13 protein-coding genes are annotated in these 12,053 nt (G+C 59.6%); 1 reads left to right on the top strand and 12 read right to left on the bottom strand.

Annotation, left to right across the window (positions count from 1 at the left end):
* Positions 1-39 precede the first annotated feature (39 nt).
* The 4 genes from ACMG4M_RS02100 to ACMG4M_RS02085 form a co-directional block, all read right to left on the bottom strand.
* On the bottom strand, positions 40-642 hold the full coding sequence (locus ACMG4M_RS02100; RefSeq protein WP_272962528.1) for a glutathione S-transferase family protein: 603 nt from the start codon (positions 640-642) through the stop codon (positions 40-42).
* 29 nt (positions 643-671) lie between these two features.
* A complete protein-coding gene (locus ACMG4M_RS02095; RefSeq protein WP_035246043.1) occupies positions 672-1,121 on the bottom strand; it encodes a glutaredoxin family protein in 450 nt (149 codons plus the stop codon).
* Between the two features lie 159 nt (positions 1,122-1,280).
* Positions 1,281-2,261: an NAD(P)H-dependent flavin oxidoreductase gene (locus ACMG4M_RS02090; protein ID WP_414430651.1), complete on the bottom strand. Its 981-nt coding sequence runs from the start codon at positions 2,259-2,261 to the stop codon at positions 1,281-1,283.
* Positions 2,262-2,478: 217 nt separating this feature from the next.
* Positions 2,479-3,501 (bottom strand): helix-turn-helix domain-containing protein, encoded by a 1,023-nt coding sequence (locus ACMG4M_RS02085; RefSeq protein WP_414430650.1) that lies wholly within the window; start codon positions 3,499-3,501, stop codon positions 2,479-2,481.
* Between the two features lie 121 nt (positions 3,502-3,622).
* Here ACMG4M_RS02085 and ACMG4M_RS02080 point away from each other — a divergent pair, with 121 nt between their 5' ends.
* A complete protein-coding gene (locus ACMG4M_RS02080) occupies positions 3,623-4,549 on the top strand; it encodes a sterol desaturase family protein (RefSeq protein WP_414430649.1) in 927 nt (308 codons plus the stop codon).
* A 144-nt stretch (positions 4,550-4,693) separates the two neighbouring features.
* Here the strand turns inward: ACMG4M_RS02080 and ACMG4M_RS02075 are convergent, their stop codons facing one another.
* The 8 genes from ACMG4M_RS02075 to ACMG4M_RS02040 all read right to left on the bottom strand — a co-directional run bounded on the left by ACMG4M_RS02075 (position 4,694) and on the right by ACMG4M_RS02040 (position 12,024).
* The gene (locus tag ACMG4M_RS02075; protein ID WP_414431152.1) at positions 4,694-5,962 is read right to left on the bottom strand and encodes an MATE family efflux transporter; all 1,269 of its coding nucleotides are present in this window, start codon (positions 5,960-5,962) and stop codon (positions 4,694-4,696) included.
* 200 nt (positions 5,963-6,162) lie between these two features.
* A complete protein-coding gene (locus tag ACMG4M_RS02070; RefSeq protein ID WP_035246034.1) occupies positions 6,163-7,245 on the bottom strand; it encodes a hypothetical protein in 1,083 nt (360 codons plus the stop codon).
* A 177-nt stretch (positions 7,246-7,422) separates the two neighbouring features.
* Positions 7,423-8,325, bottom strand: coding sequence for an alpha/beta fold hydrolase (locus ACMG4M_RS02065; protein ID WP_052042544.1), 903 nt, complete (start codon positions 8,323-8,325; stop codon positions 7,423-7,425).
* A gap of 25 nt (positions 8,326-8,350) precedes the next feature.
* Positions 8,351-8,635 (bottom strand): pyrimidine/purine nucleoside phosphorylase, encoded by a 285-nt coding sequence (locus ACMG4M_RS02060; RefSeq protein WP_035246033.1) that lies wholly within the window; start codon positions 8,633-8,635, stop codon positions 8,351-8,353.
* A 62-nt stretch (positions 8,636-8,697) separates the two neighbouring features.
* A complete protein-coding gene (locus ACMG4M_RS02055; RefSeq protein WP_156964846.1) occupies positions 8,698-8,871 on the bottom strand; it encodes an OsmC family protein in 174 nt (57 codons plus the stop codon).
* 267 nt (positions 8,872-9,138) lie between these two features.
* Positions 9,139-9,885 (bottom strand): DUF4397 domain-containing protein, encoded by a 747-nt coding sequence (locus tag ACMG4M_RS02050; RefSeq protein WP_035246031.1) that lies wholly within the window; start codon positions 9,883-9,885, stop codon positions 9,139-9,141.
* Positions 9,882-11,006 (bottom strand): AI-2E family transporter, encoded by a 1,125-nt coding sequence (locus ACMG4M_RS02045; protein ID WP_035246308.1) that lies wholly within the window; start codon positions 11,004-11,006, stop codon positions 9,882-9,884. The genes ACMG4M_RS02050 and ACMG4M_RS02045 overlap by 4 nt, the downstream gene beginning before the upstream one ends.
* Before the next feature lie 37 nt (positions 11,007-11,043).
* Complete coding sequence (locus ACMG4M_RS02040; protein WP_272980180.1) at positions 11,044-12,024, bottom strand: calcium/sodium antiporter; 981 nt, start codon at positions 12,022-12,024, stop codon at positions 11,044-11,046.
* Between the last annotated feature and the right edge of the window lie 29 nt (positions 12,025-12,053).

Below are 12,053 nucleotides of genomic sequence, written 5' to 3'. Positions count from 1 at the left end.
AATCCACCCTACCACCCGGTCATTCGATGTTGTGAATTATCAAGCCTCCATGGCAACGTAACCCGGCTGCCGCTCAACCCTCTCCAACCAACCCCGTATCGCCGGATAAGCATCCAGAGAGAAACCACCCTGCCCGGCCACATGGGTATAGGCATACAAGGCAATGTCGGCAATGGAATAATCGCGGCCGACAAAGAAGTCCCGGTCTGACAAATGGGTTTCCATTACCGCCAGGGCGTCATGACCTTTCTGCTGTTTTTCCGCCAGCGCCTCAGCATACTTTTCCTGTTCTCCCAGCACATGAATCCAGTAGCGCGACGTGGCGATGTTGGGTTCGTGGTTATACTGCTCAAAGAACATCCATTGCAGCACCTGAGCCTGCTGAAACGGGTCCTCGGGCATCAGCTTACTGTCTCTGGCCAGATACCAGAGCGCCGCACTGGATTCAGGCAACACCCTGTTATCTGGTGTCACCAATACCGGAATACGACCATTGGGATTGATGGCGAGAAATTCTGCAGTGCGGGTTTCGCCGCGGGTGATATCCTTTTCGATACGCTGAAAGGGTATGTCCAGCTGGGCCATGGCCAGCCGCAGCTTGTAGCAGTTGCCGGACGAGGCAAATTCATAAAGCGTAAACATCACTTTTCCTTGTGATAGGGCGCGAAGTATTACCGGTATATTCTTTCAAACCCTTCGACGCTGAAACCGTTCATACGCCGCTTGCCCACCAGAATGACGGGCACCCCCTTGCCTTCCAGTGCGTCAAAGCGTGCCTGGGCTTTCGGGTCTTTATCAATATCGTATTCGGTAAAGGAAATATTATTGTCATTGAAGTAACGGCGGGCTTTCTTGCACACCCCGCACCACTGGGTGGCATACATGATAACGTTGCCCCCACGCGCTGCCGGCTCCGGGACGCCCTTTCCGAGGCTGTCGTAGGTCACGCTCTCGAATGTATTGATGCGGACGTTGACGGCTTGCGCCCGGTCGTTATCGGCAGGCTTGTCACCAAAATGGACGCGCCCCTGCGCATCAGTCCAGGTGTAGATCTCTGCACAGACCTGCCCCGACAACAGCATGGCACAAGCAAACAGCAGTATCTTGATGCATCCCTTCATGATCCCCTCTCCTTTTTGCGTGGTCAGCTTACCGTCAAATCCCCCACCGAGGAACATGCGCAATATCCAAAAACTCGACCAGCCCGGGAAAACGGCAAAAAAAAGCCAGGGCAGTGCCCTGGCTATGGCTCGGGAGAGCGAGACTAAAACCGGAAACAGTCAGTCGTTGATAAAACCCGCAAGGCGCTGATTGATGGTACCCACACACTCGCTGATGATGTCATCAATGATTTCCGCACAGCTCGGGTAGCTGTCGATCAGCCCCTGGACCATGCCAGAGGTCCAGATGCCACCGTCGATTTCACCGGAGGTCAGCGCCGCCTTACCTTTCACCCCGGCAACCAGATCCATGATGTAATCGAACTTCATGTCCTGGCCTTTTTCGCGCTCAATCTCGTTGACCTGGGTGGCGACCGCATTCTTGAAAACACGAGCCGTATTTTTCAGCGGACGGAAGATCAGCGCAGTGTCGAGTTCGGAGGCTTCGGCAATGGCGCGCTTCATGTTTTCGTGCACTGGCGATTCTTTCGAGGCCAGAAAACGGGTGCCCATGTTGATGCCGTCCGCACCCAGCGCCAGGCAGGCCGCCATCTGCGCACCGGTCCCAATACCCCCGGAGGCGAGCATGGGAATCTTGATCACCTTGGCCGCTGCCGGCAGCAGCACCAGATTGGGGATGTCGTCTTCCCCCGGGTGACCGGCACATTCGAAGCCGTCCACGGAGACCGCAGCCACACCCACCTTTTCTGCCTTCAACGCATGACGGACGGAGGTGCATTTGTGCACCACCTTTACACCGGCGCCTTCGAACAGGGGCATGAAGGGTTCCGGGTTACGGCCGGCGGTCTCCACCACGGAGATATTGTTTCCGCAGATCACCCGGGCGTATTCCTCATAGGGCACCGGCTTGATGGTAGGCAGGATGGTCAGGTTGACGCCGAAAGGCTTGTCGGTCATTTCCTTGCAGCGTTTGATTTCCTTGTCCAGATCTTCCGGGGTGGGCTGGGTCAGGGCAGTGATAATACCCAGGCCGCCGGCGTTGGATACCGCCGCCGCCAGTTCGGCATAGCCCACATTCTGCATGCCGCCCTGCACAATCGGATACTGGATACCCAGTAATTCGGTAATACGTGTCTTCATGAATGGGGTCCCTTTACTGAATTCAGGCCTGCCCCGCAGAACAGGCTCCGGGGGCGTTTGGATGGCGCCAACGTACTCAAGCCCCCTATTTTGCAGCAATGACAGGAATGTTCACCCCCTCGGGAATTTTGGCTAGCACTTGCCATGGATCAGGCAGCAAACGCCTGTATTACAACGCTTTCCGCTTTCATCAAGAGAACGCATCAACAAGCCTGGATTAGACAGCAACCTCGCTTTTGTATGCGCGGCCCAGGGTTTTTCTGGCCTTGCCCGGGGTTGTGCCGGTCCAGCGCCGGTAGGCACGACTGAAGGCACTGTGCTCGGAAAACCCCAACAACAGCGCAATATCACCCAGGGTCAGTGAGGGGTCCGCCAGATAATGACGGGCCAGCTGTTCGCGGGTGCGATCAAGCAGTACCCGCCAGGTGAGTTGTCGCTCGGCGAGGCGTCGTTGCAAGGTGCGCACCGACATGTGCAGCTCTGCAGCCAGACGCGGCAGGGTCACCGTCGCCTCCGGCAACAGCCTTACCATCGCCTGCTGCAGGGCCCGGTCGAAACTGTCGGAATCCGGCAGGGCCAGCAGCATGGCGCCGGCCTGACGATCCAGCAGATTGCGCATGCTGGGATCACTGTGCGGCAGGGGCATGGCGAGAAAGTGGATCGGGAAACTGACGCAGGTGTGGGACTGGGCAAACAACACCGGGCAGCCGAAGAAGGCTTCGTAGGCCTGACAGGCTGTCGCCGACGGCGGCGGAAACACGAAAGACACCGAGGCGGGTGACGGCGGATCATCCACCAGCCGACGCAGGAAAGTGATCAGCGCAGCGATGGCAACGGTGTCCGCCAGCTCCCCGGTGGAATCTTCACCGGACCAGCGCACCTGCATCTGATCCCCCAGGCCCAGCACTTCCACCATATCCTGGCCGTAAAACAGCGTCTCGTAACGCTGGTAGGCCTGCATGGCCTCACCCAGGGTGCGGCAGGTGAGAATCAGGTAGCCGAGCATGCCCACATGGCGGGGCTGCACCATGGCGCCGATGGACAACCCCGGCGCCACCCGGTCCGGTCGCAGGGCCACCGCCCGCTGCAGCAGGTCACGCCATAACGGCAGGGGCACCAGGTCCGCCGGGCTACGGCTGTCCAGCACGGTGCGCAGGGCCGGCGCCGGCAGATTTTCCCGGTCCAGCCAGTCCGTGAGCAACTGTACCCAGGCCCCGGTGACGCGCATGGCTGTGGCCATGATGCTCTCCCGCCGTTCATCCAATGGCATATATTGTCAAAAATACGGCATAGAGTGTCAATACAAACCCGGTCCTCCATCGCACAATGACTCCATCATCAATCACAACGGGAAGATACCCATGGCTCTGATGGACTGGCTCAACAGCGTGTGGCAAAACAGCGGCCTGGCGCCACTGTGGGAAACGATCGCCCCCTGGCTGGCCCTGGACGAGCGGCAACTGATCTTCATGGTGGCCACGCCCTTCTTCATCGGCGTATTCCTGTGGGAGTTCCTGAAGATCCGCCACAATGCCGAACTGGTAGATAGCCGGGAATCCATCCGCAACTTCATGCTGGGTGCCGGTTACCAGACCACCGAGCTGCTGTTCGCCGGCCTGATCGCCTTCCCGGTATATGCCTTCGCCTACCACCACCGCTTGTTGGATATCGAGCTGACCTGGTTCACGGGCGCCCTGCTCTGGGTGCTGACGGATTTCTGCTTCTACTGGATGCACCGTAGCTCCCACCGGGTGCGCTGGTTCTGGGCCGCCCATGTGACCCACCACTCTTCCGAGCGGATGAACTTTTCCACCGCCATGCGTCAGAACGCCACCAACATCTTCAATGGTGGCTGGTTGTTCTACGTGCCGCTGGCTTTTGTCGGCTTCAACCCGGTGTGGATCGGGGTATGTTATGCCCTGTCACTGGTCTACCAGTTCTTTATCCACACCACCCTGGTGAAGCGACTGCACCCGGCCATCGAATATGTGTTCAACACGCCCAGCCACCACCGGGTCCATCATGGTCGCAACCCGGACTATATCGACACCAATTACGGCGGCGTCTTCATCGTCTTCGATCGTCTGTTCGGCACCTTTACTCCAGAACGGGACGAGGAACCGGTGGAATACGGCATCACCCGCCCGGTGTACAGCAACAACCTGCTGGTGAACTGGTGCCATGAATACGTGGACATGTTCCGCGACATCAAACAGCGCGGCCCCATCGGACAGCGGCTGAAACATCTGTGGAAGCCGCCGGAGTGGGAGAGAAACGATAATAGTTGACAGTTGATAGTGGACAGTTGACAGCGGCGCGAAACAGCCACTGCCAACTTTCAAACGTAAGAGGCCGCGCCCAAACTCTGGGCGCGGCCTCTTACGTTTCAGGATAAAGAAGAAACCGTCCGCGTAGCTGCCAACTGTCCACTATCAACTGTCAACTGCCTTCAACGCCTGCTGATAAAACCCCCACGCCATCACCCCCGCCAGCAGATTACCGAACGCCGCCCCCAACGCCAGGCCGCCGAAGTCGCCCAGTTGGTAGCCCAGCCACAGCAACGGCAGATAGCACAGGAACAGGCGCAGGAAGGAAATCAGCATGGCACGCATGGGCCAGCCCAGGGCATTGCTGGCGGAGACCACCAGCATGCACACACCGAGCAGACCAAAACTGGGCGGCAACCAGCGAATCAGCAGTGTCAGGTAAGCCTGGACCGGTGCCGACTCCACCAGAAGGCTCGCCAATGGCGCCGCCAGCAACGCCATCACCAGTCCCAGCAGAACCTGCCAACCAATCACCATGGCCGCCGCCACCCGCATCAGCCGGCGCACGGTGTCCCAGTCGTTTCCGCCATAACAGCGGCCCAACCAGGGCGGCAGCGCCATGGTCATGCCCAGCACCAACACGATGGAAAAACTTTCCAGCCGACTAGCCATACCCCAGGCAGCCACCGCCTGGTCACCGGCCCGGGCCACCAGGGCGGTGGCCAGCATGGCCGCCAACGGCGGCATCAGCTGGCTGATCATGGCAGGGCCGGCAATCTGCGCGAACGGCCAGGCAGATACCCGCATCTGTAACAGCATGCCATGACGCTGTACCCAGCCCTGCCCCCGCAGGGCCAACACCAGGATGATCATGCCGATTGAGAAAGCCAGCAGGGACGCCAACGCGGCACCGGGCAGGCCGAACCCCTCCCAGTCACCAACCCCGAAGATCAGCAACGGATCCAGAATCAGGTTGAGCAGGCTGGTAAGTACCATCATCAACCCGGGGAAGCGGGTATTGCCGTGGGCCCGGAACAGGCTGTACCCGAAATACAGTACCCCGCCCACCCACATAGCCAGGACCTGGATCGCCCAGTAGGGACGGATCAGTTCGCGAATGGCTTCACTGGCGCCGATCAGGGAAAACGCCGGGGTTTGCAGCAGCCAAAGCAGCAACAGCAGCACACCCAGCAACAGGCCGCCACCGGTCAGCACCAGGGCACCGAGCCGGTTGGCCTGATCCTGCTGACCGGCACCGATGGCCCGGGAGATGAGCGCAGCAATGGCAATGCCGATCCCCACCTGCACCCCGATCACCAGAAACGACAGCGGAAAGGTAAACGACTGCGCCGCCAGCGGCGCCGTCCCCAACCGCGCCACAAAAATGCTGTCTACCAGGTAGAACCCCAGTAACGACATAACGCCAAGCGCCATGGGCCAGGTCTGCTGCCAGAGCTGGCGGACGAGGGACAATGTGGAGGGGCTGGATTCAGTCACGGGCAATCCGGGTCAATAGGGAAACCTGGCGAGGGTAACATGTTCCCCGTAGGAGCGGCGCTTGAGCCGCGAACCGTACCTGGCACGGCCTGTCGCAAGCAGGTTCGCGGCTCAAGCGCCGCTCCTACGGGGGATTCTTACAGCGGCTGGATACGATCCACCAGTTTTCCGGTTTCCACCAGCTCAAGAAACTCATCCCCCAGCCGCTGACTCTCCCCCACCGCCTTACGCCAGTAGGCCTCGCGGCCGGCATCGTCGCCCAGGTAATGCTTGAAGTCGGTCCGGTCGGGCAGTTTGCCGTGAGGCAGACTGGCCAGGTATTCCCGCGATGGAGACACCAGCAGCAAACGACGCAGACGCTTGGGGTCGCCGTTGCGCCAGCGCAGGGGCTTGTCGAACCAGCCGGGGATCACCCGGTCGGTGAAGTGCGGATAGAGCACAATGCCCGCACTCTGATAAGGCAGGTCCAGGTGGTAATCGAGCATGCCACCATCCCGGTAAACCCCATCCGGCGCCCCGGGCAACTCGCTGACCCCATCCAGCACCATGGGGATGGCCGCACTGGCCAGCAGGGCCGCGCGCAGGTTCTCTGCCCGCATGGAAATATGATGGGTGGTGAAATCATTGAGCGGCCCCACCGGCAAGGGGCTGCCGTCCGGATACACCAGGCCACGCTCCATGAACAGGCCAGTGGCCTGGCGGCTGAAGAAGTTGGTGCCGATCAGTCCGGCCAGTCCCAGGCCAAGACCCAGACCGCCGTTGCGAGCCATCAGCCCACGGCTGCGAATCACCACGATCACCAGCCGGTAGTCCTGGTTATGCAGGATGTGCTGGTCGCGATCTTGCAGCAGCTCGGAGAGCATCGCCGCACAGCGACGACTCACTTCCCGGGAGGTAATGCCCTTGGGAAATCGCTGGCTGGTGTAGAGCTCCGCCAACCGCTCCAGCCCTAGGGCCGGATCCTGACCCATGGCGATAGCAGCAAAACGCCAGCTACCGATGGAGGCGCCGATCAGGGTACGACGTCGAGGCGCCCGGGGTAGAAAGTCACCGAACACCGCCCGGTCCAACCCGTTGATACCCAAAGCCTTGGGACCACCGGCAGCACCGGGAACAATGTCCACATCCTCGGCGCGTAACCCGTACTCGCGCAAATGGGCAATGGCATCAGTGCCTGCACGCACCGTTAGCGCGGAGGCTCTGCTGTGAATGGCGACCACCTGCTCTCTCCGAAACCGACTCAGGAAAGTTATGCATGCTACCCGCTATTGCCAGATTTCCGAAATTGCATTCTGCTGTAGATTCAAGGGGCCACAAACCAGACGGGTTGGTGCAGTTCGCTTGGGCTCAGTGCACCCTACGCAACATCGATGCTTGTGCCGCATCCATTCTCACGATCACTCAGTGCCAGCCAGAAACTCGCCCAGCGCCCGGGTGAATGCCAACGGCTGGCTCATCAGCGGCACGTGGCCGGAGCGCGGTAGCACAACATGACGGGCACCCATCAGTTTGGCAAAGGCGGCCTGCCCTTCAGCGGGATAGAGGGGTGAACGGGCACCGGTAATCACCGTGGCCGGCACCGGAAAATCTGCGGCGGAAGGTCGGTAATCATGACTACCGGACAGATACGCCTGCAGATAGGCACGGATATCCGCCAGCTCCGCCACCGGCAGCAGGCGAGCCCACAGCCCGGACCAGCGGGAGGTAGCCCGAAAGGCGGAATGCAGCTCCGGGCGACCGGCTACCTGGGCGAGAATATGGGTCAGCTGGCGCAGTACAGCCTCGCGCATTCCGGCGGCCAGGTTGGCGATTCGCCCGTGATCCGGAGCCGCGTCCAGCAATACCAGCAACTCCCGCAATTGCGAAAAGAAGTGTTCCTGACGGTCACCGAACAGGCCATGGGCCCAGTCAGGCTGGTTGGCAATGCAGGGGGTCTGATCAATATGAAGATAACGGCCCACCGGAGAAAAATCCCCATGGGCATGCCAGTGCAGGCTGGTGGTAGCACCGAGGGAATAGCCCACCAGATGAAAATCCTGCAGGCCAAAGTGGCTCACCAGGTCTTCCATGTCCTGCATGTGGTTATGAAACACATCGGCCTGGTTGAAACGGGCAGCAGCAGAATTCCCCGCCCCACGCAGATCCGGCATATAAAACTGATAACAACGCAGGTATGGCAGCACAAAAGGCAGCCAGTCGCGCCCCTGCATGCCCAGCCCGTGCAACATCAGCACCGGCTGGCCACGCCCCAGAATTCTCACATGCAGTGACTGGCCGTCCCTGGCAGGAAATAACGGCATTCCGATCCCCCGTTCTTCCGTGTTGTTATTCGCCGTACAGACACAGGTAGGCGGTATCCACTGCCACCTTTACCTGAAAACGGCTATCTGCCACCACTTCAAAGGTGTCACCGGCAGCAAATGTCTGCCAGTCGGCAGCGCCGGGCAGCTTCACGGTCAGTGCGCCGCTCACCACCGTCATGGTCTCGTGTTCGCTGGTACCGAACTCATAATCCCCGGGCGCCATCACACCCACCGTGGCGGGCTTGGTTTCGGCTTGAAAGGCAATGGATGCCACCTTGGCATCGAAGTATTCGTTGACCTTGAACATGCAAGGGCCTCCGCTGAGTCAATGGAGGCGCGAGTATGCCAAAAGCGTCGACACCTTGCCGCTTATTTCCAATCCGTGGCAATCGGGGTGCCCTGACGCACGGCATTGGTAGCGGGTGTTTTGGCGGCAATCTCCAGCAGTCGCTGGCGCTGCTCATCGGTCAATTCACCACTGCAGGCCAGGGTGCGATCGATATATTCCTTGCCCGCAACATCCCGATAAACGTTTAAACCCACCTGCAGGTCGGTGAGCGGTATTCTCTCGATTGTGGCCGTGACAGCCTGATGCTAACCGGGTGACGCTGCTGGGCGGCGAGCCCCTGACCTGGATCCATCAGTACGACTGAAAAAATGCGGATTGGGCTGTAGGAGCTATGCTTGCATGGCAAACCGGCCAACAGTTCGCCATGCAAGCATAGCTCCTACAAAACAAGGGGAGCTGCTCAGGATCCTTCAACCTGCTGGCAGAATATTTCTACGACTTCACTACCAAGTACCAGCCGCTCAGTTGAACGGCTGGCAGTACAGGGCAATCTGGTCATCGTCGCTGTCGAAACGACGGTAGGCAATGATGGCATCATAGCTGCGGCCACTGCTGACGCTACAGCTTACCTGATCGATCTCCAGACCCTGGGTTTCGTTATTGACCGTCACCTCGAGGGTGCCACTGGCATTGACCGACACATAGTTGCTGCCTTCGGCATACTCCAGACCGGATACCAGCGACTGGCCGGCGGGGCCCGGTGTCGCAACGCTGAGTTCATCGCCGGATAGGCGCGACAGGGTATTGATGAAGCGCACCCGGATCTGGCCGCTGGTCACGGTCATTTGCTGATGTCGGTAGGTGCGAAGCTGACGGTTGTCCAGGGTAGTGTCGCCCATTAACACCACGGTATAGCGATCACCCGCGGTGAGGGTGCGATTCAACGGGCCGTTCACCAGGGTACTGCCGGAACTGCTGCCACGCACATCGAAAGACAGAGACTCGCTGTCGTCGTCCAGCTCGATGGATTCGGCGCTGACATTGCCAGTAATGGTGTAGCCCACATCGTTCTGCAACGGACTGTTCTGGTTGTCCACGAACAGGTCCACGGTGACATCGTCTTCGCTGCCACCACCCACCTGGGTCAACTGGTTATGGAAATAGATTCTGGCGTTGTCAGAAAACAGACTGTTGTCGTCGTCCTCATCGCAGCCGAAGGTAGACAGGCCTGCCACGGACGCGGCCAATACCAGACGCAGGAAAATCATGATGCCTCACTCCCGGATGGTTCCTCGCTGCTGCCCTGCTGCTCGAGCAGGGCGGCGGGGCTTTCACCCTCATTGAATTCGCGTATGAAAATGCCCCAGAAGGCCACAAACAGTGCGGCCAGCAGAGGCCCCAGCGCGAAGCCGGTGATGCCGAACATGGCCAGACCACCCAGGGTGGAAAACAGCACCACATAGTCCGGCAACTTGGTGTCTCGTCCAACCAGGATCGGACGCAGGATATTGTCCACCAGCCCGATGACAAAAACACCAAACAACACCAGGATGGTAGCGTTCAATACATCACCAACCGCATAGAGGTAGAGTGAAACCGGCAGCCAGATCAGGCCCGCCCCCACTGCGGGAATCAATGACAACACCGCCATCACCACCCCCCACAACAAGGCACCGGGTATGCCCAGCCACCAGAATATCAGGCCACCCAGGGCCCCCTGGGTGGCCGCTACCAGCAGGTTGCCCTTGATGGTGGCGCGGGTCACTTCGGCAAACTTGGCGAACAACAGTTTCTCGCGCTCGTCGCCCAGCGGCAGGGCCCGAATCAGCATGTTGACCATGGCATCACCATCACGAATCAGGAAGAACGCCAGATACAGCATCAAGCCCAGGTTGAGGAAAAACTGGAAGGTATTCTGGCCCACCGCCAAGGCACGCTTGGCGAGGAACTGGCCGGCACCGGTGAAGGCTTCCACGGTCTGCGACTTGATCCGCTCCAGGTCGATATCAAAACGTTCCGCCAGGGACTGCAACCAGGGAAATGCCTGCTTGATGCGGTCCACATAGTCGGCCAGGTTGAGCTCGCCGCTCTGCACCTTCTGGAACAGGGACACCCCTTCGGTGACGAAGGAGGAGGCCACCACCAGTACCGGGATCACCACCAGCACCACACACAAAATCAGGGTGCACAGTGACACCAGATTACGACGATGGGGCCACTTGCCGAGCAGGCGTTTCTGGAACGGATAGAAAATCACACCAATGGCGCAGGCCCAGAAAATGGGGGCGAAGAAGGGTTTCAGCAACAACGCAAACGCCACGCTGACCGCCACCAGCGTAAACAGAAACGTGCCCCGCTCCAGCTTTACCGATATATCCGTATCCTGCATCGCCATCCATTTCCTTTCTGCAAATTCACTAGCTGGATCAGCTGGCAGCCATCAACACGCCACCGCCCAGGTAACTCATATAGGCCACAAAAACCACCAGCAGACCGATACCATTGCCGCGGGTAATCTGCCCCTTGCGACCCCACAGACCAAAACCCATCACAAACAGGGCCAGGGTCAGCACCATCATCAGGCTCCAGTCACGCTGCAACACCACCGTCTCTACACTCATGGGCTGGATGGCACCGGCGATGCCGACGACCGCCAGGGTATTGAACAGGTTCGAGCCTAGCACGTTCCCAAAGGCAATATCGTGCTCGCCCTTGCGCACTGCGGCGATGCTGGATGCCAGCTCTGGCAGGGAGGTACCGATCGCCACAATGGTCAAACCGATGACCAGGTCACTGACCCCCAGGGACTGGGCAATATCCACTGCCCCCCACACCAGCAATCGGGAGCTGGCCACCAGCAGGGCCAGGCCCACCACCAACCAGAACAGGGCGGTTTTCAATGGCAGGGGATGCTCGGCCAGATCGGTTTCCACTTCCCCCGCCAGCACATCGCCCTTGCCGCTCATGGCAGCATAGATAGACCAGCCCATCAGCAGCCCCAGCACGGCAAGCAACACCCAGGCATCCACCCGGGAAATGCTGCCATCCAGCAACTGATAACCCGCCAGCAGCGTGACCAGCGTCAGCACTGGCAGCTCTTTTTTGAGAACCGCGGAATTCAGCGCGATGGGGCTCATGACGGCGACCACCCCGAGAATCAGCGCAATGTTGGAAATATTGGAGCCATAGGCATTACCCAGTGCCAGGGAGGGATTGCCATCCAGCGCGGCCATGGCAGACACCACCATCTCTGGTGCCGAGGTGCCGAAACCGACGATCAGCATGCCGATCAGCAACGGCGGCATACCCGCATGGGCCGCCGTACCGGCCGCCCCTTCCACAAATTTGTCAGCACTCCATACCAGCACAATCAGGCCAGCGATCACGGCGGCAATAGCCAGCAACATGGGGACTCCTTGGGGTAATGAATCGTGTC

Source organism: Alcanivorax sp. IL3 (assembly GCF_047495465.1).
GTDB lineage: Bacteria > Pseudomonadota > Gammaproteobacteria > Pseudomonadales > Alcanivoracaceae > Alcanivorax > Alcanivorax jadensis.
The sequence above is the reverse complement of the archived record's forward strand: the minus strand, read 5'-3'. Positions and strand labels throughout refer to the sequence as shown.